The 24,506-nt window shown below is 54.5% G+C and carries 19 protein-coding genes and 2 pseudogenes; 4 read left to right on the forward strand and 17 right to left on the reverse strand.

Features of this window, described 5'->3' with window-relative positions:
* The first annotated feature begins 10 nt into the window (after positions 1-10).
* Both AC0SZ7_RS20030 and AC0SZ7_RS20035 read left to right on the forward strand, forming a co-directional pair.
* Positions 11-193 carry a hypothetical protein gene (locus AC0SZ7_RS20030; RefSeq protein ID WP_475506017.1) on the forward strand — a complete coding sequence of 61 codons (183 nt, stop codon included), beginning with the start codon at positions 11-13 and terminating at the stop codon, positions 191-193.
* A gap of 41 nt (positions 194-234) precedes the next feature.
* A complete protein-coding gene (locus AC0SZ7_RS20035; protein ID WP_475506018.1) occupies positions 235-1,200 on the forward strand; it encodes a hypothetical protein in 966 nt (321 codons plus the stop codon).
* A gap of 256 nt (positions 1,201-1,456) precedes the next feature.
* Here the strand turns inward: AC0SZ7_RS20035 and AC0SZ7_RS20040 are convergent, their stop codons facing one another.
* On the reverse strand, positions 1,457-2,167 hold the full coding sequence (locus tag AC0SZ7_RS20040; protein WP_475506019.1) for a hypothetical protein: 711 nt from the start codon (positions 2,165-2,167) through the stop codon (positions 1,457-1,459).
* Between the two features lie 629 nt (positions 2,168-2,796).
* On the opposite strand from AC0SZ7_RS20040, the gene AC0SZ7_RS20045 reads away from it, so the two are divergent.
* Positions 2,797-3,453, forward strand: coding sequence for an HAD family hydrolase (locus tag AC0SZ7_RS20045; RefSeq protein WP_475506020.1), 657 nt, complete (start codon positions 2,797-2,799; stop codon positions 3,451-3,453).
* Positions 3,454-3,608: 155 nt separating this feature from the next.
* Here AC0SZ7_RS20045 and AC0SZ7_RS20050 read toward each other — a convergent pair whose 3' ends face one another.
* From AC0SZ7_RS20050 to AC0SZ7_RS20085, 8 genes and pseudogenes are all read right to left on the reverse strand, one after another.
* The gene (locus AC0SZ7_RS20050; protein ID WP_475506021.1) at positions 3,609-6,035 is read right to left on the reverse strand and encodes a DEAD/DEAH box helicase; all 2,427 of its coding nucleotides are present in this window, start codon (positions 6,033-6,035) and stop codon (positions 3,609-3,611) included.
* Positions 6,036-6,288: 253 nt separating this feature from the next.
* Positions 6,289-8,229 carry a DUF3732 domain-containing protein gene (locus AC0SZ7_RS20055; RefSeq protein ID WP_475506022.1) on the reverse strand — a complete coding sequence of 647 codons (1,941 nt, stop codon included), beginning with the start codon at positions 8,227-8,229 and terminating at the stop codon, positions 6,289-6,291.
* A complete protein-coding gene (locus AC0SZ7_RS20060; protein ID WP_475506023.1) occupies positions 8,226-8,711 on the reverse strand; it encodes a three component ABC system middle component in 486 nt (161 codons plus the stop codon). The genes AC0SZ7_RS20055 and AC0SZ7_RS20060 overlap by 4 nt, the downstream gene beginning before the upstream one ends.
* Positions 8,712-8,714: 3 nt before the next feature.
* The gene (locus AC0SZ7_RS20065) at positions 8,715-9,926 is read right to left on the reverse strand and encodes an ABC-three component system protein (RefSeq protein ID WP_475506024.1); all 1,212 of its coding nucleotides are present in this window, start codon (positions 9,924-9,926) and stop codon (positions 8,715-8,717) included.
* Positions 9,927-10,115: 189 nt separating this feature from the next.
* The gene (locus AC0SZ7_RS20070) at positions 10,116-10,652 is read right to left on the reverse strand and encodes a hypothetical protein (protein ID WP_475506025.1); all 537 of its coding nucleotides are present in this window, start codon (positions 10,650-10,652) and stop codon (positions 10,116-10,118) included.
* A gap of 634 nt (positions 10,653-11,286) precedes the next feature.
* Positions 11,287-11,907, reverse strand: coding sequence for a hypothetical protein (locus AC0SZ7_RS20075; RefSeq protein ID WP_475506026.1), 621 nt, complete (start codon positions 11,905-11,907; stop codon positions 11,287-11,289).
* Between the two features lie 633 nt (positions 11,908-12,540).
* Positions 12,541-15,186 (reverse strand): AAA family ATPase, encoded by a 2,646-nt coding sequence (locus AC0SZ7_RS20080; protein ID WP_475506027.1) that lies wholly within the window; start codon positions 15,184-15,186, stop codon positions 12,541-12,543.
* Positions 15,187-15,473: 287 nt separating this feature from the next.
* Positions 15,474-15,737: pseudogene (locus AC0SZ7_RS20085) on the reverse strand (citrate-proton symporter); the annotation flags it as partial.
* Between the two features lie 149 nt (positions 15,738-15,886).
* Between AC0SZ7_RS20085 and AC0SZ7_RS20090 the strand changes: the two are divergent.
* A complete protein-coding gene (locus tag AC0SZ7_RS20090) occupies positions 15,887-16,141 on the forward strand; it encodes a hypothetical protein (RefSeq protein WP_475506028.1) in 255 nt (84 codons plus the stop codon).
* Between the two features lie 47 nt (positions 16,142-16,188).
* Here AC0SZ7_RS20090 and tnpC read toward each other — a convergent pair whose 3' ends face one another.
* From tnpC to AC0SZ7_RS20130, 8 genes and pseudogenes are all read right to left on the reverse strand, one after another.
* Entirely contained in the window at positions 16,189-17,715 is a 1,527-nt protein-coding gene (tnpC, locus tag AC0SZ7_RS20095; protein WP_475506029.1) for an IS66 family transposase, read from the reverse strand.
* An 83-nt stretch (positions 17,716-17,798) separates the two neighbouring features.
* Positions 17,799-18,134, reverse strand: coding sequence for an IS66 family insertion sequence element accessory protein TnpB (tnpB, locus tag AC0SZ7_RS20100; protein WP_475506030.1), 336 nt, complete (start codon positions 18,132-18,134; stop codon positions 17,799-17,801).
* A complete protein-coding gene (tnpA, locus tag AC0SZ7_RS20105) occupies positions 18,131-18,463 on the reverse strand; it encodes an IS66-like element accessory protein TnpA (RefSeq protein WP_475506031.1) in 333 nt (110 codons plus the stop codon). The genes tnpB and tnpA overlap by 4 nt, the downstream gene beginning before the upstream one ends.
* A gap of 103 nt (positions 18,464-18,566) precedes the next feature.
* Positions 18,567-18,730 (reverse strand): annotated as a pseudogene (locus AC0SZ7_RS20110) (citrate-proton symporter); the annotation flags it as partial.
* A gap of 171 nt (positions 18,731-18,901) precedes the next feature.
* Entirely contained in the window at positions 18,902-19,462 is a 561-nt protein-coding gene (locus tag AC0SZ7_RS20115; RefSeq protein ID WP_475506032.1) for a hypothetical protein, read from the reverse strand.
* 462 nt (positions 19,463-19,924) lie between these two features.
* Entirely contained in the window at positions 19,925-21,493 is a 1,569-nt protein-coding gene (locus tag AC0SZ7_RS20120) for an alpha/beta hydrolase (protein WP_475506033.1), read from the reverse strand.
* A 147-nt stretch (positions 21,494-21,640) separates the two neighbouring features.
* Positions 21,641-21,973 (reverse strand): hypothetical protein, encoded by a 333-nt coding sequence (locus AC0SZ7_RS20125; protein WP_475506034.1) that lies wholly within the window; start codon positions 21,971-21,973, stop codon positions 21,641-21,643.
* Positions 21,974-22,207: 234 nt separating this feature from the next.
* Entirely contained in the window at positions 22,208-24,385 is a 2,178-nt protein-coding gene (locus tag AC0SZ7_RS20130; protein ID WP_475506035.1) for a KAP family P-loop NTPase fold protein, read from the reverse strand.
* Between the last annotated feature and the right edge of the window lie 121 nt (positions 24,386-24,506).

Here is a 24,506-nt window from a genome sequence, read left to right on the forward strand (position 1 = left end):
GGAAAAGCGAATGCGAAATCACCATGAGCGTGTTGCTATTTGTAAGAGCATTACCAATCGCAAGGGGATCGACACCCAGGAGCGCATTGAGCTCATTCAGGGGCTCATGGGCCACAAGCCCTACTTGTCCACGCTTGACTACATCGATGTCAAGGCTGTGATGCCAGAAGCGCCCAAGCCCGTTCAACACTAACAACAGAACAGTCTATTAAATCCATTTGGAGGGAGAAATCTATGCGCGTGCCTGTCTGTGTTTCTGACCTTGAAGAAGGCCAGGGTTTCACTCGCCTCACGAACGCAATTCAGTTTGAGTGGCCCGGTACCAAGTCCATATCACTAGCCGATGCCCAGCATGCCCTGTCACGTGGTTTGGGCTATCGCGATTTCAAAGACCTTCAGCAATCGGCACAGACAGCACCTGCGTGCCAGCCCACGACAGATGAGGCCGAGGCCCGGGATGGCATTAGCACTGCCCTGTTCGTGTATTGGCAAGCGAGCAATGCCGAGGGAATGGATGAGAGCCATCTGCATCGCATGGTGATGTCCCTCCCTTTGCATGAGCTAATCGCATTCGGCGCCTCCCCGGATCCGCGTGCAAGTGAGGAGAACAATTCATCCGCGCCGGAATTCGTGAACCTTCTGCAGGATGATATTTGGAACTTGAGTCCATCAGCTGCCGAAGCATCAGTGCTTGATGAGGCAGGCTTCCGCCAAGTCTGGAACACGGTAGAGTCCGAGGGTCGCCTGCGAGATATGTGCTTGTTCACGCTGCTCATGACGGGAATGCGCGCAAACAGCATCCGGACGGTCAGATTTCGTAATATCTCAAAATGGAACTCCGGCGCATTGGTCAAACTGCCGATCGCTAAAGCGACTGATCATGAGAGCGTTACTTACCTTCCTCACCGCTTTCTGGACATGGTCACTCAGTACCAGCGGCAGGCGAACTTTTCTGAAAACGACTACTTATTCCACTCCCGCGCGGACACCAGTGTCCCCATGATATCCAGTGCGCTGAACAGGCTCGTTCTGAAGTTCCTGCATGCTGCGGTGCCCGATCCTGCTCTGCGATCGGTATACATGTTTCGTAGATCTGTGATTTTCAATCATAAAAAATCGAGCCAGCTTCCGCTCTCAGACCTTCTCAAGCAGATGGGCGGTCAATTGTATTCAGGCCTCTTGGCTCAATACAAGAAATAGAGAGTACCGCTCCAGCCATGTTCCGTAGACAACGGATCATGGCTTGACTTCCGAGTTATTTCCTCGCGGCGAGAGCTAAATTTCGAGCAATCCCACGGTTCTGACCTTGCGATTGCTAAGCGGCTCCTTGATGACTTGCACTCGATCCAGACCGCAATCCAGGCACGTCAAGCTCAATACTGGCGAGAAAATGGATATCTAACCCAGCCCAGTTAATGGGGCGGAAGAGCCCACCTTTCTCTGATGACTAGCCAGCTCAATCCACCCCGTCAAGCTCCCTACCCTTATTTTGGTCAGAGACAAAAATCACCGACTTCAACCAGCGTCCCGCTCTTATCATAGGGTCATTTGGCTTGTTGAAGCCCTGAGAGGCGTTATCCAGCCCCCTGACAACCAAATAGACGCCCGCCGTCAACACCACAAGATATAAATCTAGGTTCTGAGCGCTGAACCAGTGCTCAGTTCCAAAGGCTCGATATGAGGCAATAAATACTCCTGCACCGATTTCCGTGACGCCATAGGTAAAGCGCCAGATAACACGGATCAAGAAAAAAAACACTCCAACAACCAATGTCAAGAACCCAACTATAATTGAAGTTTTGTAGCTAGCAGCAATATTACCGGAAGCATATCCCCACAATTCCATTAACGCGCAAACCACCCCCACGATCATGCTCAAACCGAGCGTACCCGTAATAACGCTGCCTAAAGCGGCCCTCAAGCCTAGCAATAGCTTCCGGGAAAATTTTACGTTAGATCCAGAAGTCGTCGACACGAGAAAAGCCAATACTGCCAATGCGCACGCAAGATAAAACGGCAGCTTAAAGAAAGGCCATCCTTGGAGAGTCACCGCATGAATGAAGCAGCCAAAAATGCCTAGACTCAAAAGTAATCCTATGGGCCTCTCAATCTTTAGGGCCCACTCCTTTTCCCTAGAACTTTCAGGGATCCCAACTTCCTGCATCACCAACCACTCCTATCGTTCTTGCATCACATTTATACGGTATATCAGACGTAACCAACGATGCACATTTAAACACGGATTAAACGCCATGGGCTCAAACCAGTATGCAAGGTCGATTGAATTCTCTCCTGAGCACATCAGTGGATGGCTTTTTCTCAAGCTAGAGGGGTAGTTAGAAGCCAGAATCGAATTCACAGGTGCTGTTGTCACCCCGCTACCGACAGTCCTCTTCCATGGCACAGATACAGACAAGGCAATCCCTGTGAGAGCCATAGTGTTGTGAAGAAGCAGCTACGAAGCAAACGAGAGATGGCCCTCATAGTGATCGACCGCTGGCCAACTGTGGATGATTTAGCTGATCGAGGGTGCTCTGGATCGCTGAGGCGCAGCGTCTCAGACTAGGTCTGCCTTCAATATTTGCGACATCAGAGTTGGCGTGCGGCTGCCTCTACGGCGCCCCCTAACGTTGAACCGACAGCATGGAGCAGATTGCATGAGGGCGAAACCCTCAGCTCGGAGGGAGGACTGCAGCACCAACCACGGATAAGCAAAGTCCAGTAACGCGCCACAAATATGTCGTATCCTTCACGACCGCCAAGCAGGCCCACCTGGCACATATAAGACTCTTCCAAATGCCCATCAGATTCGTACTTCTTGATGCCTTCGGCACCCTGCTCCAGATTCAGAAAGGCAGGCACCCCTATCGCCAAATTCTGAAGGAAGGCATCCGTCAAGGCCGCAGACCCCAGCCGGATGACCTTCGCCAGGTTCTCACCCGCAATCTAAGCCTGATCGATGCAGCAGAACTTTTTGGAATCAAAATTCAGCCCGCACACATGGCTGATATCCAAGGTGACCTTGAGGCAGATCTGAGTGCTATCGAACCGTTCGAGGATGGCCTGCGTGCAGTGGAAAGGTTGCAGGCTGCGGGCCTCAAAATAGCGATCGCGTCGAACCTAGCTGCACCCTACGGAGCTCCGGTTCGACGTTTTTACCCAACAGTAGACGCTTATGGGTTTAGCTTTGCCGTCGGGGCCATGAAGCCCGAACCGTTCCTCTACCGAGCAACCTGTGAGCTGCTAGGGGCCGATACTATCGACTATTTCGGTGACAACAGCGTTATAATGATTGGTGATTCGCCTCGATGTGATCGTGACGGCCCCAGGGAGGTGGGCATGAGGGGGTACCTTTTGAATCGCGCGGGTGGAAAGGACTTCACCAACCTAGCGGATTTCACCGACGCAATACTGTCCCGCGATGCGCAGCGAGGGCATTTGTGGAACCCCTAATGCGGCAGTCGCTAAAGAGGCTGATGAAATCGACCAGACGAGCAACCCCGCTACTACGATTGGGTATCCCGCACTACATCGGCTGGAACTGCTGCGTTTGACGCAGCCAGCTCCCGCCGCACACTGATGTCAGGCGTGCTTCGCCTGGATCTCTTCTACCCCTCCACGAAAGGCACCAGGTAGTTGATCAGTCTGTCTGCCCGGATCGGCGAGTGCTCGATTGAAAGCTGACACTGCCCTTCAAGCTCGATATCGGTCAACTGAGACTCACATAGCTCTTTCAGCAATACCCGGGATTCAGCAACCAGTTGGTTCAACCGATCAAGCGTGAGCGCATAGCTCTCATGCGCTGACGCTGCAGCGGTTGCCTTGTTTGTGGGGTGCACTACCACACGATGACTTGAGTAGCCGGGGTAGTTTCGGACAAACCACTGTTCTGCGACCAGAAGCTGACCATGCTCCTCCTTGGTCAACGGGTTTTTGTCCTGTTTGCGACTCTTTGCTTCCATGATCAGAGCAGTCTTGTTGGGAAGCAGCCAAAGCACATCAGGCCCTTCCCCACCGACGTCATGGCGCTCTGTAGTAAGCCCTATCAAGGTACCGAGTTCTGCGAGCGCCTGCTCGAACTGATTGGCAGAGGCGCTGCCGTGCAACTTGGACACCACTTCCTCGAAGCGTTGAAGCAGGCCACGCCTGATCCGGTATCCACGTAGCTGAACGGCAATCGCCGCGCCTTGCGCGCCAGGAGACGCCAGGGGCCGGTAGGGAGGAGCAGTGCGTGGACGCAAAAGGTTGCGGTTCGCCGAAAACGCCGATCGTTGGAGCTCGTCGCTGCGCTCGGTTTGCCCCCAGTTTTCTGCGATACGGCCTGCCAATTGGTACAACCAGCCACGTGTCTGGTCATCCACCGCGCCCTGAGCACCTGCTGCCTGATCCAGGCGTTCGATCGCTTTGTCATAAAAGCCGTCGGCCCACAGGTTGAAGGCCTTGCGTTCCGTTGAGGCCGTATTGAACCGCTTCGGGTCTGCCGCCTCTGGCCCAACGTTTTCCGCAAGGGTTGCGGCATGGTACTCAATCCATCCGATATCCCGATTGATGCTGAGCGCAATTGTTTTGGTCAAATCGTTGACGTCACTGACTTCTTTGCTGACCGTCGACCCCATTTCGAGCTGTGCCCGAGTCGCGCTGGTGAGCAGCCTGAAGTTCGCGTCCTTGGCAATCCAGCCAGCTAAGTCCGAGCCAAGCAGCAGCACTACGCAATGGTCGCCAGCTCCACGCGCTCCGCGTCCGATCCCCTGCTCTATCCGCTGAGCGAGCATGCGACTGATGGTAGCTCCACCATAGAGGGTCGCAGCACGTAACAGCTCATAATCAGACGTGCCGGAGGGAAGCCCTTCCATCACCAGGACTCTGCAAGAGTCACCGGGCAGATCGATTCCATCGTAACGGTTGGCAAATACGAATGGCCCATTGGTTCTACGCGACTGCAACGCCTCGATCGCAATTTCCACCTGGTCTGAGCCTTCCGCGAACTGCGCGGTGTCAGTCCATGCCTGCGCAGCATAGTTGGCGTGAACCAAAGCCACAGCCCCAAGCTTCATCCCAGCTACTTGCTTGAGCGTTGACTTAGCGACCTGTTGCGGATCGAAATCGAACGGCATCAGGCTTGGGATCAGGATCATCCGTTCACTGATCCCTGCAAGAGACCTAGAGGTTAAAGCGCTGTTTACGAGCTGGGGATCGGCGTCGAATGTGCGGACAATTTCGCTATCGTCAGCAATGGTCGCCGACATGTAGATACGCCGGGGAGCATCAGCGAATGTGGGGAAATTGTTTACCTGCGGCAGAACACTTGTGATGGTGAAGGCTTTGCCACTGATCAGCGCATGGCACAGATGCAGATTGTCTCGCAGCAATGGCCAAGCATAAGGTACGTTCGCACCGTCGGGTCGCAACAGTCCCCTTACGGTATCCAACTGCTCGTTCCAGGCCCAATAAGGCACTTCAACTACGCCACTGTTGAGGCCTGCAACGGTATCGTCAAAGGTGCCTAGTCGATCAATGTCTCGAAAAGCATTGCGGAACAGGGTGCACAGCGCCTCGTAGGTTTCCTTGTCATCCCCAGAGGAAACCTCAAGGGTGAACGACTCGCGCACCACAGAGAATGCTACGTGGGCGTCATCGAGGATAACGGCACCCACTCTAATAGGAGCTTTCAACCCACGAACGCCAAACTTGCTATGGCCGTTGAACAGGGCGTTGTAGGAAGCGACCATGACAGCCTTGCCGTTCACAAAGTCGTCGTGCAGCGGCTGACCTCGGATGTATGGGACAGCGAGAATCCCCAGCGATTTCGCCTTTTCCAAGGTCTGTTTGACTAACTGCGTGGTCGGAGCCAGATACAGAACAGGCTCTTTGAGGTCATTCAGGGTCGACTGCGCAATCAGCAGACCAACCAGGGTCTTCCCGCCCCCGGTGTGCAGCTTGACCACCGTGTCACGCTCATCCTTTCTCTCGAACCATGCCTCCAGCACCTCGGCTTGACTGGTGTACAGATCATTGATGCCCTGAGGCTTGGGCATGCGTCTGAAGATTTCCAGGGGATCTATCGGTGCAGGTCGCTGAGACTGCGATCTGAGTTTGTTGAAGTCCACCATCCTTGTTTACCTCGCAGTCGTCGTTGAGCTTCAGTCGCTCATGATCATTGGGTTGGATCTCATCATTAACGATTACTTGTTCTGCTCTGCCATGCTGGAAACCCGCGATCCGGCCACGGGACTATTCCCAGCCTGGGTTATAAATGCGCTCGCCGCATTAGGCCATATTTGTGAGCTGTCAAATGGTGTCTGGCCTCCTAGGCCAATCCCGAGGAATCAGGGCATCCTCAGAGAGCTTGTTCCACCGCTTGCGCGTAGCCGCGACGTAACGGGGGTCATCCCCGAAGAAGGCGTGCTCAATCAGCAGTACCTGCAGACCTTCCTGGGCAGCCGTCTCTTTGAAAAGGAAGTCAATGTGTCGACGCATGGCCGATACCTCTTCGTTTTCTCCAATCGACGACTCGTCTCCCCCACGTTGCGGGTAGTAAGGTCGGCTAATCTGGTCGAACGCGAGGAAGGCTGGTACTGGAGCATTGATTTCACCCAGGTACTTCTGCAGTGCGAAGGACAGGGCAATATGGATCGCTAGGTAGTTCTCGTCCGACCCTGCATCATGCAGCCGAAGAACCGCTCCTGTGCCCTCCTCGATGATTGCCACCTCTGGGGGCTTGGAAGAAAACTCAAGGTCTGCCCCAATACATGGCGCGACCGTAGGCAACTCGGCGAACGCCTCCGACAGGTATTGCGACACCTTGCGCTCGGCGCGAGAGAGCAACACTTGCTTGGAGTTACTGTCGATCAGCGCTTCGAGTCTGTGAATCTGCTCATGCAGCACGCTGAGGTCAGAGCCTGGTTGCGGCCTGGTCGGATTCATCTCCAAAAACTGCGACACCTTACCCAGCAGGTGGGAATGGTATCGGGCCAAGCTATCCATTTGCTTGGCTTCATCACTTTGCCGAACCCAAGTCTTGATGCGCTCATCGGTTTCACGCAGCTTGATATTCAGTCGGTCGATCTCGATCTGCAACGAGTCTTCATGTTCGATCAGGCGCGGCCTGACACTCTCGACCGCCACGCTTTCCGATCGCACGATCTTGATGGATTGGTGAATCGCTTCAGAGATCGCAATGCCACGCTCCGTCGGTGTGTCGCACAACGGACAGGTGCCAGAAGCTGGCTGAAGATGCTCCGCGATCTTCAGTTTCTCGTACTGGCGTTGGACAGCGCCCTGAAAACCCACCATGTCCTGAAGCGCCGACCGGGTCGCACGGGATTGCCTGCGCGCTTTCTCGATGTCACTCAGTAGGCTGCGCCGCTTTTCGTACAGGTTACCTAGCTCGCTTTCGTTGGGGTTCGACACAGCTTTGGCATTGATCCGCTTGACCCGTTGCAGGATGGCTTCCAATTCCTGCTCGGTAGCATCGTCCGAGGGGAGGTCGCACAGGCCGCTGCGACTAGCATCGAGCAGCAAGCGCATGGCGTGTTTTTTGTACTCGCTGCCGGCTGCCTGGCGAGTTCGCTGCTGTCGCTCCTCTCGCTCAAGCTGCTTGCGAAGATCGCGCAAACGCCGCTCCTGGAGCACGGTGTCCTCGTTCACGACCCGCAAGAAATAGGGCATCGTCTCGATGATCGCTGGAGCTTCGTCAGCCTGATCCAGCCCATGAAGCAAAGCCGTTTCGTTATAGATGACATCCTTGGGAACGAACATGTAGGCCGTGGCGTGGCGCACCGTTGGGCGCCATTTACGGGCGTTCTTGTCATCGGAAACGTCAGACACACCGCCGATGCCAAATGCTCGTTCGATGAAGGCTTTACCCGCATCGACCGTCGTAGCACCTTGGAGCTGGTGAACAGTGTCGGGAATTGGCAAATTCCGCCCATTGCTGACGAACATCTTGGTGCTGGTGCCTTGGCCAACAGGCGGGACGAGGCGAGCCGTAATCATTTGCGCGCCATCCAGCACCCACTTCACACCGACCGCCACACTGTGGCGTTTCACATGAGCTGCGAGTTCGCACTTGCTGGAGCCAAGGCAGTAATCGATGGCTTTGATCAGAGTGGATTTACCGGTACCGGAGGCACCGGTAAAAATGTTCACCTCACCCAGCCGCAGATCAAGGATGCGAACCCGCCCGCCTTCGCCGATGAAAAAGATGTTTGAGATGTTCCAGCGGCTCACAATTCTAGCCCCATCATGTCGAATACAGTCCGTGTAGTGCCGGCCAGGGCAAACCAGCAGCCCAGGCGGTCAATATTCTTGAAAATGTTCCGGGTATCCTCACTCAATTGCTTGGTAAGGACTTTGCGCAACGAGGCTGCGCCCAAGACGAGTCGACCTTCGGCATTGACCATGAGCAATTGGCTGAAGCATGCAAACTGGATCGCCTCGGTGACGATATCCAGGGAGCCATTCACTCGATCTGCAAGCCGGATCTGAATGAACGGGCTGCGATGCAACCACTCCAGCAGCCCCGTCCTTCGATCGGTACCCGCAAAGGTAGACGCTAGGTCACCTGACAGCGCCAACGGCACGGCTGCGTAGCACAACGTGAGGTCTGGCGGCGCGTTGCTGCGAGAGCAGTACTCTGAAACAAAGTGGGTCAGTAACGCAGCACAATAGGCCGGGTTGGTTTCGGCATAGATGTCGTGGGCAATGGTCATACTCTAATCCTTGAGGAGGTTCAGATAGTCGACATGCCACCCAACCAACTGGTCGATTGCCAACACTTGGTAAGTGCCCCGCACGTAATAGTGCCCGCTCCAGCTGGGCGCAATCGGCTCGACATCCTTGGGGGCATGGTCATGAGCCCAGCGCAGAAGCTCCAGCCCTTTGGCCTCGACTTCGAGAGGATCTAAACCCTCACAATCTTCTGCCATTCGAGAGTGGAGATCCGACCAACGCTCGGTGAGCTTTGCGTCATAACTGACGATCTTCGACCGCATCTGAGGTTTTTCGACAATCCACTTCGCCCGTTGCTGCGTCGCCCTCCATTGCTCACGGACAGCCTTGGTGACGTCAGAGGGTCTTCCCCGAACCAAAGCGATCTGGCGATAAAGCATACCGTCAGACTTATAGTCATCGGGATGGTTGACCATGTCGAAATCAGCGATCAGCTTTTCGTCGTCCAGATGCGCGATGATGGAGGAGATGCTGTGTTCCATTTCGCTGCGCTGAATCACCCGATCGCGCTTGCCACACAGGGTGTACACCACCTGCTGATCCCACCACGCAAGCAGTCGCTCAGCCACTTGGGAACGCTGATCCTTCGGGAGCAGGTGCAGGTGTTTGGACAGCGCCTCAGGGATCTGCCCAATCGTGACAGTGCCATGCTGAATGCGGATTCGTCGTAGCAGACTCGATCGGGTTGATGGGTCAAGGTTGAGGAATGCATGACAGCCCGCAGCACGTGGTGCGTGCGGAAGTTTGTCACCTGCAGCCCTCGCAGCAGTGCGCTCATCAACGACACGGCTGGCTTCCTCCAGCATCGCATTGAGCAAGGTCTCTCGATTCGCCTGGGGGTCACACAGAGCCATCAAGGGAGAGTCGCTGGGTACGGTGCCGACTGAAACAAGGCAGAAGGTCGTATTAGCCAGTGACACGAGTGGGATGGCATCAATCCATACCTTGATGGTTTTCCACAACGCCACGCATGCCAGTGTGACGGGGGGCGGATTTTCTTGGACGGAATGCTTGAGTTGGTACAGAAGGGTCTGGCCGTTAGCCGTGAGCTCTACGTCGTCCAGCCTTTCGATTGCCACCGCAGCGTCATCATTCGTCTGCGATATCAGCGTCAGTAGAGCGAACTGGCTCTGGAAATAAAATCCCAAAGCGGCTGCGGACGCCTCATGAATCGTGTTTGATTCTGCACCTTCCATCACCCGAACAAACGCCTCCCTGGTGCAATAATGCGATCCAATTTAATCGCAAAATGATACCAGAGTGCCATTGTCAAATCACAGGCTGACACCGGCTATAGGTAAGAACGAAGGTCGACTAGGCAACCGGAGAAACTCGGCAAAACGTCTTCACCTCCACCTTCGACGCGCCGGAGTCGAGCTTTAAGCTCATTTGACGATCAGCGTCTCGACGCCCGTGACCAGATCACGAGAGGATTCGATCACACTGGGGTTGTCGTTGCCGACTTGCCTGAACAGCGCGATCACCTCATCAATGTCCATGAAGAGCAAAAACTTATCTTTCTCACGGTCTGAGGTGAAGAAAAATCCGGACAGTCCGCCCTCTTCCGAGACACAGGGTGCGAAGATGAAGCTGTGTATGACCCCGCCGCAAACGAAGGGAATACTCCGCTTCTCTTGATTACCTTTGTTGAAGTCATAGAGCTCGTCAAGCCTATGATTATTACGCCAGGTCACAGGCTTGAGGTTAGCGAATTTGCTGACCGCGAGCAGTATGGCTCGTGTCTGATCCGTCACTTTCGTGGGGGTTTCAGTCAGCCTTCTGACCGAGTAAAACCCTATGAAGATATCCCGCTCGATCTGGGCAAGCTGATCTTCCGATAGCTCTCTAGATCCCTTGAGAGCTGCGAGGCGCTTAGCCAGTTTCAGCAGAGGTAGCTTCCAGTTTTCACTTTCCCAAACCATTGAGTAAGCCCCCCAAGGATTGCGCCTGCGTCCAGCATGGCCGCCCTACAACCCGAGATCCACCGCGAATCGTGTTTCCCTCATCTCATCAGTTGCCAATTGATCGCTGACCAGACGCTGCAAGACACAATAGTAGAGATAATCGCGTTTATGCTGTCGCACCCAGAGAACGGATGCCAGCGGGTCATCATTGCCCCAGTCGTCGTATAGGCAAACCTGCAGGGCCCTGAAGGCCGCGTCGCCCACGCTTGTTCGATATAGCCGAGTCATGTCGTCATGCCCAAGCGGACGTGCATAGGTGTGAAGCACACCACGAATGACATCTTGCAAAGACTGCCCATACGATCGAGTAGCACAATGCCAGACCTCATTTTCCAGCTCAGCCCGTCCCACGGCACGCTCCCAACAAATTAGACCGGGATGCAATTTCCACGTAAATCAGCCTCTGTGCCACTGCTCATGGACGCAAGAGCGAGAGCGCTTACACCGTTTACTCAGTAACGAAGATGCCACCAGGCACGTTTTTATCAGGGCCATGCCCAGCCACCTCGTTACGCTGCAGAGCGACCTGAGCAAGGACAGTGTTGGGAATGGCTGGGCTGACCGTGGCGCAGGCGTTTCTGAAAGACAGCCTTCAGGACTGATTGGCGTAGCTGCACATCAACTGAGAGATGATGGGTTCCTGGACATACGAGACCATCGCGCTCAGCAGCACCATCCCAATCGCCGTGGATAGCCAAGCACGCGTGCGTCCGAAGTCATGAACAACGCGCTGCATTTTGATGACGCCAAGGAGGACGAACAATATGTACCCAAGCAACACTAAATAATCTGAGACCGTTGCCATCTGGCTATGACGGAATGCAGCCGTGACAGCCTGGTCATAGCTGAGCGAAGCACAACTCTGCGTCATGGCCTTCAAGCGTGCGCCTAGCGCTGGCATCTCAAACATCTTGAGTACCACCAGCCAGCCCGAGAGGTAGAAAAAGGTGTTCACGCTGGCCAACACCTCACGTCGGCTCCCCAGCAGACGGGCAGCCAATCCAAAACACACCCCATAACACGCAACGAGAAGCCAGTTTGCCAACGTCATGACACCGGCGAACTCTACAGTTGGGGTGATCCCTGCTGAACGGGAAGCCGGCAATCCCAATACACCCAACCCGATCGCAACGACGATTCCGAACAACCAAGCCCGTGAGCACATGCCCTTGCGCTCTTTCATCTCTTTAAAGAACGAATCTTTCGACTGCATGAGAGCTCGTGCATCGGTGGCGGATGCACACACGGTGGGCCACATTTTCTCCAGGAAAAATCCTGCTATTTTTTCCACATTGCTATCTCTTCATTTGGGCAACTGCACACCCGGCACACACGATTCCGTGGGCCAGTTTCACTTAGCGCAAGCTCGCCGGCGAGGCAGTACACCTCGGGTTGTACGACATTGGGAATTGAGTGAACGGAGTTATCCGTATTCAAAAATTCAGTTGACCTTAGCTTTTTTGGTTTCAAAGAAAAAGCAGTTCGGCCTGGCGGCCTTAATACCGATCTCTCTAGCCCCTGGCGGGGCAACCTCATGGTGTCCTCACCACCGTGTCTGAAATCCTAAAACGCAAACCTCAAAAACAACAGAAAACAGCAGAGCGGATCGCCGCATGCCTCGCTGAAAAAGGTGACTGATGGATCACCGCTTTTTTTATTGCTCTCAAATATAAAAACTCCGTCGTGCTTAAAGTTTTTCAAGGGGGTGGGGGCGACTTATTTAGTAAATGTGACGCGCATCACACTTCCTAACCCCTCGCCCCCCCATTGCGCCAACTCTACAGGTGCAGGTTCAGGTGGCGCCTGGTGGGACGGTTTTGAGCCACACCCTGACGATGAGAGTGCGTCAACGACCCTTCAGTTTGAGCGCATTGAGCATCTCTAGCTGCGCCACAATCTTCTCCACCAGTGCGTCATCAAAATCATCCTTATCGGCCTCTTCATGCGTGCCCTTGTTCAGGTACGTCCACACCAGCGATTGCTCAGGCTGGCCCAGGATGAAACTGAGTGTCTGAATAACGCTAGGCTTGTCGGGATGCTCGAACTCTGGAGCCTTGTTGAGTCGGGCCAGTACGGCGCTGCAGACTCCGCGTAGATTTGGCTCAGCGCCAGGGCCGGCGATTTGCAAGCTCAACATGCCAAGATCGAACTTGCCCAACCATCTCCAGAGCTTGTCCGATAGCATTTCGAGCGCCTGCCTACATTCGGCCAGAGACGTCCGCGCATCACCCTGATCAATCGCAATCTGGGCATTGAGCAGGTAGGTTAGCGGAGCGACGTTGCCGAGCACACGGGGCTGATAATTGCCGTTGTGATGCCGGAATACGTAAGACGTCCAGTTCTCTTTTGGCACTCGGTTCTGGACATCCTTCATGAACTCGTTGCTGTGGCAGGTCACAATTAACTGTGTACCCCCGAAGCGTTCACTCTCGAAGATGGTTTCTCGGATGCCCTGTCGATGCTCATGGTCGATGGCGTTGATGGCGTCATCGAACACAATTACGGGCGCACCGATCTTCAGGGCCTTAGCCAGCAAAATAGCCAGGCCCAAGCACCTCACGTGACCTTCACTCAGTATCTGCAACGCATCGACGGGTACGTCCGGTTTACCTCTAAAGCACAGCTCGATCCGCCCTTCTCCTGTCACCGGTAAGTTCAGCTCAGCCAGCTTGTCAGCATCAAAGTCGCGGACGTTGAATTCGTTGTAAAGCTCAAGGGCCAGAGAATTCAGGCCCGCCATCAAGGTGCCTGGGAGCTGGATTTTGTACCTGCGCAGCAGCGTCAGGAACTGATCGTAGGTTGTGTTGATCCGGCTATCGCGCAGGATCGCCTGGGCCTCATCGGTAGCGGCCTGGATCAGCAGGGCATTGGTTTGCTCAAATTCAGCAATACGCTTTTTTGCGTCCAACACAGCTTGACCAAGCCCCTGGCGCGTCAAGATATGCGCTCCAATATCGACCCTGGCCTGATTCAGCCGGTCTCTCTCAGTAATCAACTTGCCGCGCTCAGCATTGGCCAACGCGGACTTGATGTCCTCCTGTTCCAATACGCCCGCCCAATTGACGGCCTGTTGCGCCAAGTGTGGGCTCGTCCCATCGGACTGATACCCGTCTTTCCACCAATCGCGTTGAGCGTCAAAGCCCGGATTAGCCAGATAGCGCGGCAGTGCATCAGGGCTAGCAACAGAGGCACCGACACGCTGAGCAAACGTCGACAACATGACCCGCAACGCCTCGGACGCCGTGTTGCGCTCCCGCAGAGCGACTTGATGACGGACTTGAATTTCTTTGAGCGCTTTCAACCCGGCCAACCCCGCTACCGCTTTTTCGAACGGGTTGTTTACAACTCGATGTTCGCCTGCCAGGGGTGTATCACATGCTGGACAATGGTCGCCGGCGACGTGTTGAAGCCCCAGGACGGCGTTGTATAAATCTTGAAATGAGACATCGTGAGTTCGGGCCGCCAGCTCCGCAGCAACGGCCATCAAAGCTGTCTGAGCGGCGTCGGCTGTTTGGAATGCTTTGGTGAGCTCGGCGCTGCTGATGCCGTATATGAAGGCTGGTGGCTGGTTGAGCAGAGCATCCAGCTGCTGAAGGCGGCCCGGATTCACTTCACTTCCAATTGCGGCAAGCAGTTCAGGGTAGGTCATGCCAGGCTGAACACTCGCGGCGTACGCACTCTCAGCCTGCGCCTGATGCGCAAGAGCATCGGCCTCGTTGGCTACGGTCTGCTTGTCATTGGTCAAGGCGCCGCGCTTCGCAGTCAACTCAACTTGCTTTGAAGGTAGGAGCGTTAGCAGCCCCTCCATGGAGTCGTTGAAATGGCCTACGAATTCGTTGAACTGATCCATGCCGAACAGGGCTGCGATCAGCTCTGTTTTCTCGCCGGCAGGCTTAGCGGCAATTCGAGAGAAAGCATCGATTCTGTTTTTTTCAATGAAGCAGAACCGGTAGGCATCTGAATCTGCAGCAACAGGGATGGGCAGCCCCTGGTTGGTAACCGCACTGAGCAGCGGCGGGATGTACCGCCCCTCGTGATGGTTGGACAAATAACGAGCAGCCGCGATGCGCTTCATGCCGCCTTCATCGACAGCCCCCAGCAACGCAAATTCTACTGCTTCGCACAAGCTTGTCTTGCCGCTTCCATTCGGCCCATAGAACAGGTTGATCCGCTCGTGCAGATCGAAGGATTCCGGAAACCTAAACCCCCGGAACGGGCCCACCGTGAGCTTTGTTAACTTGCGCCATTGCCAATCACCGCCAGGCGGTAAGGGTTGGATTGCGGGCAGCGTGTGAACAGTTGTGGTGAGCGATTTACGCATCAGGTCGATTAGCAGGTTAGACCGTTGATTTCGCTGTCGGCTAGTGCCTGCCACCTCAGTAAAGCGCTCAAGGACGATATTAGCTAGCCTTCGCACATCTTCTGAGGCAGCGTTCTGAGGATGGTGAATCCAGAGTATGAACTGGTGGTAATCCTGTAATGCCGAAGTCATTCTTTCCTCCCAGTTCCGAACATATTGGCTGACGCGCGCTGCGCAGTGACCTCAGGCAAATCATCAGCCTGCTAGCGTTTTGAGGCCTGCAGCCATGAAGAGTGGAGCTAAGCTCAAGCGCTTGTAAAAGTCGATACGACCTTGGCATCAAAGTGCCTCCTCGCTGTACTGTCCAGCCCGCACGGCTTATAGTCCCGCCCTCTATGAAGAAGCCATTTACCACACTCGAAGATGTCGCCCTCGCAGCGGGTATGTCCCGCGCGCAGACCTCCCGTGCATTGCGGGGTGATCCGGGAGTTCGCGCTGGAACCCTCGATCGCATCGCCAAGATTGCGGAGCAACTCGGCCAGTCCAATACTCGCGTATCCAGGTACCAGAACGATCAGTAATGTGCCGCTGGCCATGATCGACAATGTAACGATCAGCCCTTTGCGCCGGCCCACGTCATCGATATAGGCCCCCAGAATCACAGCGCCCAGCGGTCGCATCAAGAAGCCTGCGCCGAAGACAGCAAAGGTCATCATCAGGGAGGCGAATTGTAACCGTCCGGGCATCCCACCTTTCCTGAAGCTTGAGGTGAAAGTGTCCTCAAATATGCGGACGGCGTCGCCTTTATTGGCTAGGATCGTGAGGTGTAGACGGCGGACGTGCACAGCGATTAGGCATAACGGATACGTTGCTTTGTAAGGATAAATACCCAATGAGCCAACTAACGGCGCTAATTGCTGAAGCTAGGGCAGGACTCTTAATCCAGGAAAGCATCCCACAGGCAAGGTGGGAGGCAATCGCCAAACGATGCCAGAGCGAAGAAGTTGCCGATATCAAAGGGCGAATAGAGTCGCTAAAACTAGAGTTGGAGTCAGTCGAAGAGTGGGATGGCGACACCCAAGACGAGATCAATGTAGCAATCTCTAAGTTTTCATATCTACTGAGGCTTGCCTTGGCCAATGCCTAAACAGCGTCGTTTGTTTAAAGGGGTGTCTGCCGAACAGGTTTGAGTGATCAAACAGGCACCCACCTGTGCGGCAACAGCTCGGTAATCTCACTCGCACGCTGCGTCGGCAGGCGATGGAGGACATCTTTTAAGTACGCATACGGATCATGCCCGTTGAGCCGCGCCGACTGGATCAGACTCATGATCGCCGCCGCGCGTTTGCCGCTGCGTAAAGAACCTGCAAACAGCCAGTTTGAACGCCCAAGTGCCCACGGCCGGATTTGATTTTCGCACCAGTTGTTATCGATGGGCACAGCACCATCATCGAGATAGCGCGTGAGCGCTATCCAGCGTTTGAGGCTGTAATCCAAGGCTTTGGTGATGGCCGATCCCTCCGGCACAAGCTGCCTCTGGGCGATCATCCAGGTATGAAGGGCGTCGATGATCGGCGCTGCTTTCTCTCGCCGTATTCGCTGTCGGTCGCCGGGTTCCAGTTCGCGAACCTCTCGCTCAACTTTGTACAAGGCCGCGATGTAGTGCAGTGCTTTTTCGGCGATCTGGCTATTGTTGGCCGCGTGCAAGTCGAAGAACTTGCGCCGTGCATGGGCCATGCAGCCGATCTCCGTAACGCCCAGCTCAAATCCTGCCTTGTAGCCAGCGAAGTCATCGCATACCAGCTTACCGTTCCAGTTGCCCAGGAAGTTCCGGGCATGTTCACCAGCGCGGCTCGGGCTGAAGTCGTAAACGACCGCCGCCAGATCGGAGAACTGGCTGGTGGCATAGGTCCAGACGTAAGCGCGATGGGTTTTCTTCGTGCCAGGAGTCAGCATTTGTACCGGGGTCTCGTCGGCGTGGACGACACCATGCGTCAGCACGGCTTCGCGCAGCGCGTCCACCAGCGGTTGTAATTGCACGCCGCAGTTGCCCACCCACTGCGCCAAGGTCGAGCGAGCAATAGGCAGTCCGGCGCGGCCGAAGATTTTCTCCTGCCGGTACAGCGGCAGATGGTCGGCAAACTTGGCCACCATGACGTGGGCCAGCAGGCCCGCTGTCGGTATGCCTTTGTCGATGACATGCGCCGGTACCGGCGCCTGGATCAGCGTTTCGCACTGCTCGCAGGCCCATTTCCCACGGATGTGGCGCTCGACACTGAAGACGCCCGGTGTGTAGTCGAGCTTTTCGCTGGAATCTTCACCGATACGCTTGAGGGCGCAGCCGCATTGGCAGGGGCTGTTTTCTGGTTCGTGATGGATCAGCGTGCGAGGGAACTGCGCTGGCAGCGCCGCGCGCTTGGGTTGCTGGCGTACTTTGCCGTCAACGGGTGCCGGTTGCAGTGCTTCAAGCTCAGCTTCAATAGCGGCGATATCGGTGTCGATCAAGTCGTCGAGCAAACTGGCTTGATCCGGACTTAGTTGCTCGCTGCGCTTGGCAAACTTGAAGCGTTTGAGGAGCGCAATCTCGTGGGCCAGCTTCTCGTTGACCGACTTGTGGTGATTGATTTGCTTGTCCATCATCTCGACGCGCTGGATCAACTGCGCCGCCAAGGCACGCAGCTCTTCAGGGTTTAATTGATCGAGATTCGGATGCGAAGTCATGCCGCCAATTCTGCCAGAGAGGGCTAGTGGCGGCGATAGACTGATGGGCTAATTGCGCTGACAAGCGCCCCATTGCAGACGATTTAGAGCACCGTGATGGCGCCTCCGGAACCGACGCGTCGCCAAGGTAAACCGAGCACTAAGGCTTGAAGTTGCTCTGCATCCAACTCGACTTCAGAACCGTGCCGCACGCCTGGCCAAAAGAAACGACCTTGATTCAAGCGCCGGGCAGCCAACCAAATCCCCACACCGTCATGCACCAGCACTTTCATACGATTGGCGCGGCGGTTGGCGAACAGATAAGCACAGTGCGGCTTCGCCGCACCGAACACCGCGACAACTCGCGCCAGCGCGGTTTCAGTGCCAGCGCGCATGTCCATGGGCTCGATGGCGAGCCAGATGGTGTCGATGCGGATCATCGCAGCAGGTCTCGCAGGAAAGCGGAACATGCCGCTGCATTTTCCGCCGGCCAGCTCACCACGACTGCGCCTTTTGAATGAGGCACTTCGATTCGAATCGTGGCCGGAAGAACTTGAGGGGCCGCTGTCGAAGACAATGCCTTGACGGGAATAAAGACAGTTTGCAGTGCCAGGTTTTTCTGCCCATGCACCCGAATCCATTTATGGACGAGGTTGGCATTGAGGTTGTGGGTCAAGGCAACATTGGCAATCGAGGTGTCAGCCTGCGCACACTCGGCGATGACCTGCGCCTTAAAGGACTTGGAATAGGAACGGCGTTCTTGTGGCATGGGCGTCCGCTTTAAAAGGCTAAAAATGGTGTCCACTTAAATTTAGGTGGACACCATCGCCTTAAGCGATGGCATCAGGAAGGTGTGTTGCCCGGACGGTTACGGCGAATTCACTAGAGGCGGGAAAGAAAGCTGACGCGATCTGGGTGGCGTAGAAGCCGAAGAGGAAGAAGTCGAACTGTTCCAGGAAGTTGCCCGAGGTCACTCGGAATACGGCGCCTGCCTTGATTTGGCGGACGTTGGCCGCGATTGGGATGAGCCATGCATTGTTGTTCTCCAGCGATCTTATTAGGTGCTTTGTTAGCGCTTTGATCGAGGATTCTGCGTGGTACACCTTGATACGATAAGTGTTATGTTTTCATCGATTGATGCCGATGCTCTATCAATGCTTGCTAGTGCTCCCGTCTTTTTCAGCATCCGGGCCAACCGAGCAACGCTCTACTTATGAAACTTCTCAAGATGGCTTTGGAGGCCTGTGGCCAGTTCGATGTAGGAATGCACCGAGTCTTGTGTTGGCTCTGCGCCTACCGCATGAGCGGCATCGTTCCGAAGACGTCGTAGCTCGTGGTAGAGCGTAACCTGTGTCTCGCTCAATGCCCCGACACCCGACAACTCCTGCGCCAGGCGAGCTGCGGTTATATAAGACTTGGCTGGATTTGCTGAGCTTCGAGCCAGCGCTGCACGAGCAGCTGCCTCCACACGCACCCATGATTCCTGGATGGCTGAGCGCGGATGGAGCGCTGCGAGCTGGAACAGGAATTCTTTAGAGGCGGTTACGTCTGCACTCAATGGCGGGACAGGCTGTGCAGGCTTGTCGACCATCTCTTTGAGCTTGTTCACGTCTCGTTCGAACTCAGCCTCAACAGGGCCTGCTTTGAGCTTTTTGAGGAAAGGCGCCAACGCCTTCAATTCTGGCTTAAGTAATACCAGTGCAGCCACAGCCACCGCTGGCCAAGCCAATGCCTTGATCAATTCGGAAATAAAGGTAAAAACGTCCATTGCCATCCTTGGATAAGTCCCGCACACAAAGTGAAGCCACTCAAAAAAATGGCTACCTACCCACTCCAACCTGACTTGGCACAGACCGTGCTCGTAAGGCAGCCAGCTTTTTATTCATGCCCAATACCTAATCCGTCGTCAAGACCGAAGTGTTAACCACCCCATAAAAATCCCTTACTAAACCGCTAGGGTTGTGCGATGGAGGCCTCGCACCTCTAGCTATGGAAGATGCCAGACCGGCTATTTGTAAGCGGTCAGCGAACACACCTTGATTACGCTGGTGGGCAGTTGCTCGCTTTTAGCGAGGTCTCACGAGTCTCTAGTACGAATTATTGCTTAGCCAGAATTTAGAATAATTATGAGCCACCCAAAGGCGTAGGTGTGCCCTTTCCCTCTCCACTAGAGCTCCGACTACGTCCGTCGGCGCGCTACCCATTCCAATTGACTAGCCGCCTTAGGCATTTAAATCAGTTCGTAATATCCCATTTCGCTGATTTTTATCCCTGCCCTACGGTCAGGAGTAAAGCGCTCCTTAATGATATAAAATAAGTCGTGGAAGACAGTTTTCGAGGTTGCGAAATAGCTGTGCCCCAACCCGAACATGTCCGCGCCAGCCGCTGTTACGTCGACCGTAGACAAACCGCTGATTACAATGGGTGGAGAGGCATTGCCCGCGCGATTGAGCTTATGCAATTTGGTCGACGCAAGAATAGCTCGATCGGTTCTGGAAGCATATAAAGTTACCTGTTCGTACTTTCCAAACGACCGCGAAATCTGCTTGAATCGACCCTCGTCGATATCAGGAGCAGCCAGTACTACTTGGCTGATTGGAGTTGCCCCTGGCTGGTTTTGCCAATTCTCCAGCACGGCTAAAAGCGCCCGATTGCCCATGCTATGAGCGACGATATGAAGGCGTTGCAACCCCAGCTTGGTCGTGACCTCGGTCAGAAACGTACGAAGGTGCTCTTGAGACCACTCGATCGTCGATTCATCAGCGGCATAGTTTCCTATTCCCCCACGCGATGACCAGCTGTAACACAGCTTCACTCCAATAAATTTCAGATCATGGCAGATCTGAGCCGCCCGCCAGATCGCTTCGTCGAAATTGACGTTAAAACCATGAATGAACAGCAGCCCCTCACCATCCTGGAGCCGCGTGCTTCTGCACCAATCACTGAGTTCTAAGGGTGTCAGTCTGTGTATAACGATATGCTTGCAGGGGTCTTCATCAGGCGTCGACCAAAACCTTATCCCACGACTGGGGCGCTCCAGCGCGCCTTCTTTGTGAACATGGGGAATTGAAACATTCGCAACACCATAAGTGACCTTGTCCTCTCCTCTGACATCACCAAACGTCGCGTCACCATTGTTATTGATTGTCAGCAGCCGATCGGTGCCAAAATGAAGCATATGGGTTGTGAATTGCCGATCAGCTTCGAGCGCTAGCTTGGCTGGTGACCTGCCTACCTGCAAGGTATCAGGGAGTTTAGGGATTGGTTTGCGCGCATGAATGATATTGTTCTGATCGCCACGAAGTACACGCGTGACTTTTAAAGTGGAGGTGCTAGGTTTTTCACCACCAACTCTAGGAGATACAATTCTGACGGAATGGACGACAGGATGAACCTTGCGAATGGTTGGTCGACGAGGCGATGACCTGGAAGCTTCGATATCCATCTGAGCAGGACGAATGGCAGTTGAGCGCTTCACCAAGGTGCGAAAATGAGCCTTTTTGACAAGCCCTCTTACTGCTCCATCTCTAAGAGATTGAGCGTCGAGCATTTCCCTCAAACGTTCTGACTCGTCAAGCAACTTGATCGATGTGCTACCAAGGCGAATCTCATCAAACCGTGCTTCTGCACTGGGGTTACGAATGTTCTGCCTCAGGTAATTGGCAAACTCACCGGTCGGAGATGTTTGCCAGGCGATGAAAACGTTTGTTGAGCTGACTACCCGCTGATACGGTTTGGACGTAGAAATGTTCCTCAACAGAATGGCGGCGGCCAGCTTCAGGTCTTCAGTTGTTCGCATGATCATCCTTGGAGGTCATTTCGGGCTAGGCTATTTTGAGAAATTTAGGGCACTGGGATCGCTTATCGGGAATTTAGTCGGCCCCACAATTGTGAATACGAGCTGCGTGTCGCTGATCCACAGAGCCCGTAACCCAGCATAAAGTGGTCACATCGATTTGACGGAAATGACCTCGACGAACCTGTATTTCTTGCGGGCGGCCTTGACAGCATCTTGCTCTGCCTGCAGTTTGCTGAGCGTGTCTACTTCATGAGTCAGCTCGAACGTTTTGCCTTCAAACTCATTGCCAACACGGAGAGTGACGCGGAGCCTTGGAGTGAACGCCTTCGAAAATTTTTTCTTGGCTACCGGCACCGCTGGTTTCACGAACACGACCTCGGGCACCGGTTCCGGTCTCGGGGCAGCGGCGACCTGCGGTGCAGGTACGGCGTCACCGAAGAGCGCGCGGCGCATTTCTTCTTCGCTCAAATCAGGATTCATACAGTGTCTCGGCGGGAATTATGTTTAGCTCGTCCGATTCTATCAGTATGGCCGGGGGCATCCCATCAGCGGATGGCGAGCACTGGATCGCTTAGCCGGCAATAACTGGCGCTGACCGACTCCAACACAGATACGCATATGTGCTTATGGAGATGAAGGCTTCGTGAATGGATTGAAACCTGACTACTTCAGTCCCAGTCGGTCAGCGCGAGAACAGGCTTAGCACTGACAAGCTCACCTAGTGACCACTGAGCCATCCACGCCGTAAAGAACCTTCCCATCAACCACTGATTGCCAAGCGGCTCGAACTGGGTACTCCAAGTCACGGTCAAGAAGCCTCTTTCTAGCATGAGCCTTGAACTCATCCAGAGACCAGAATGCAAGCGAGACCGCTTCTTCTGCAGGCAGGCCATAAGCCTGCCCGTTGCTTGAGTCCCAACTATTGCTTAGAAACTCAAGCGCAAAGCGATCCAGGCTTGGGTCGCTATCCTTCAAGATATGTAGGAGATTTGGGCATGCTTGAGGAGCGAGGCGCGCGAGCGTCCACAGGATGAATCCGGGGCGGTTCTGATCAAGGAGTGCTCCCCTTTTTCCCACCTCGGTGACATTGGTAGCGAAGGACGCGGCGCATGTCTTTTTTCGAGCAGCACTGAGCTTGAATATATCTGAGGATTGGTTGCGACTATCGAGATAGCTTCGTCTCAAAATCTCTGCCGCACAGGTGATTGCTTGAGGGTCACGCACGATTTTGTCAGCTATGGAATCGAAGCCTTTGGGCTGCCCTGCATTTGCCAGCTGTGAGATTTTTTGCAAAGCCAGATCTTCAGCTCCAACGCTGAAGATAACCCGCCGCGATTGAGTGCGACTTACGAACACAGGAGCATCTACAAGCCTCGCGATTGAGATGCATGTATCTACAAGGTGGTCGTTCTCCGGGCGAGGTAGCGATTCTCCAACCTCCCCAAGCATGTCTATAAACTCGTTACAGTTGTCGATGGTCAGCTGAGAAACGATGACTGCTCTTGCACTGGCATCCTGCAGGTATTGACGCGCGGATTTGATACTCACATCCCCATCAGTAAGACTTAACTGCAGAGCAATGGCCAACCGTGATGGGTGTGAAATGACGCCTTCTGCGTACGTGCCCTTCCCGAGGGATCGACTTTTCTCGGCCAACGCGACGTCAGGAAACAGGAAGTGGACGACCTTGATCAAAGCCGCCTCCGAACAGGTGTCATAGGCACGTTGACGTTCAGCTATTCCATCTTCGATCAGATTCTTTGAATCGCCCATCTCGAAGGCATCGCTCGAAAGGCGTCCGACAAACAACCGAGGCTGTCTTTTCAAAAGCTCAAAAACAGCAGGCGCTTTAACAGAAAGGGCTACCAGTCCGAGGATGTCTGCAAAAACGATCTCACCCCGAAGCAAAGGCTCCGTGAGTCGCACGGCGTTGAATACGCGAACGACGTCGCGTGGCTGGTTCAAGAGCTCACGTAACCCAGAGTGATAGATGAAACCTAACCGCTGATCTTGACCCTCAAAATTTCCACGTGATACCTCAGGTGCGAGGCTCTCCAACGCGTCGTTGAAAAGTCTGCCTCGGGCGCTGAGTGAAAGGTTCGGTAAAGGCATCCTCACCTGAACAATCTTGTCCAAGTACGAGCCTGCGTGCGGGACGTTCAAATTCTGCAGGGCCCGACTGACATAATCCGAATCCCACGCCACGACATAGCCAATTTGAGGCAGCTCACCTACCGCCTTGATGATTCGGATCATCTCGAAGATTTCGGATGGAAACAGCCGGTCGATGTCATCGATGAACACGATGACTGGCCGGTCAAACGCCCTCAACGCGGCTTCGACATTTTGCTTATAGGCTTCAACGTCGGGCGTCTTGTATTCAGAAATAGCGCTCGTTGCATCCCCTGCTGCGTCTACGACAGACTTGATCAACGACGTCCAAGGCTCTGCGCCTGGTATCAACTTGACCAGGTCAAAAACCTTTGAATAAGCCTTGAGCTCTTTGGCGACTTTCTTGCCGTCGCGGCTGCGGTCGCTGAGTTTGATGGCTTTCGCAATGCTGGAAAGAAACTGACGCAGCAGTGCGTCTTTGTCGCCGATCAACCATGGATTGAAATGAACGATCACTGGAGATGCCGCCTCGGTATCTCTCACCAAAAGCGCCTGGATCATTGCAAGCGTTGAGCTTTTTCCGCTTCCCCACGCCCCTTCAATCGAGAGAACGAATCCAGCCGAACTGGAGACTCTGCGTAGCGCGGAAGCCGCGATACTCGCAAACCCCTCTCGGGATAGCTGATCGTTGGCTAGGGCAGTATCAGGCTGAAGGGGCAGGTCGAAATCAATCTTTGCAGCGTGTACGGCAGGATTCAACGGCGCGGACTTCTTTCCCACAGACTCTCCCCACAGGACAAATCGATGTCCCCTTTGACGATGGATTACTGACGGCAGTGAACGGCAGTCGGCGTGTTGTCATCGCAACTCATTGGATAATGCCTGATATCCAGAGCTCCGT

This window comes from Pseudomonas sp. JC1203 (genome assembly GCF_056175065.1).

Bases quoted from the DNA above. Each gene is read 5' to 3' on its own strand.
- AC0SZ7_RS20030 (WP_475506017.1), top strand. From the start codon at position 11: ATGCGAAATCACCATGAGCGTGTTGCTATTTGTAAGAGCATTACCAAT.
- AC0SZ7_RS20035 (WP_475506018.1), top strand. From the start codon at position 235: ATGCGCGTGCCTGTCTGTGTTTCTGACCTTGAAGAAGGCCAGGGTTTC.
- AC0SZ7_RS20045 (WP_475506020.1), top strand. From the start codon at position 2,797: ATGCCCATCAGATTCGTACTTCTTGATGCCTTCGGCACCCTGCTCCAG.
- AC0SZ7_RS20050 (WP_475506021.1), bottom strand. From the start codon at position 6,035: ATGCCCAAGCCTCAGGGCATCAATGATCTGTACACCAGTCAAGCCGAG.
- AC0SZ7_RS20060 (WP_475506023.1), bottom strand. From the start codon at position 8,711: ATGACCATTGCCCACGACATCTATGCCGAAACCAACCCGGCCTATTGT.
- AC0SZ7_RS20065 (WP_475506024.1), bottom strand. From the start codon at position 9,926: ATGGAAGGTGCAGAATCAAACACGATTCATGAGGCGTCCGCAGCCGCT.
- AC0SZ7_RS20070 (WP_475506025.1), bottom strand. From the start codon at position 10,652: ATGGTTTGGGAAAGTGAAAACTGGAAGCTACCTCTGCTGAAACTGGCT.
- AC0SZ7_RS20075 (WP_475506026.1), bottom strand. From the start codon at position 11,907: ATGCAGTCGAAAGATTCGTTCTTTAAAGAGATGAAAGAGCGCAAGGGC.
- AC0SZ7_RS20080 (WP_475506027.1), bottom strand. From the start codon at position 15,186: ATGACTTCGGCATTACAGGATTACCACCAGTTCATACTCTGGATTCAC.
- AC0SZ7_RS20090 (WP_475506028.1), top strand. From the start codon at position 15,887: ATGAGCCAACTAACGGCGCTAATTGCTGAAGCTAGGGCAGGACTCTTA.
- tnpC (WP_475506029.1), bottom strand. From the start codon at position 17,715: ATGACTTCGCATCCGAATCTCGATCAATTAAACCCTGAAGAGCTGCGT.
- tnpB (WP_475506030.1), bottom strand. From the start codon at position 18,134: ATGATCCGCATCGACACCATCTGGCTCGCCATCGAGCCCATGGACATG.
- tnpA (WP_475506031.1), bottom strand. From the start codon at position 18,463: ATGCCACAAGAACGCCGTTCCTATTCCAAGTCCTTTAAGGCGCAGGTC.
- AC0SZ7_RS20115 (WP_475506032.1), bottom strand. From the start codon at position 19,462: ATGGACGTTTTTACCTTTATTTCCGAATTGATCAAGGCATTGGCTTGG.
- AC0SZ7_RS20120 (WP_475506033.1), bottom strand. From the start codon at position 21,493: ATGCGAACAACTGAAGACCTGAAGCTGGCCGCCGCCATTCTGTTGAGG.
- AC0SZ7_RS20125 (WP_475506034.1), bottom strand. From the start codon at position 21,973: ATGAATCCTGATTTGAGCGAAGAAGAAATGCGCCGCGCGCTCTTCGGT.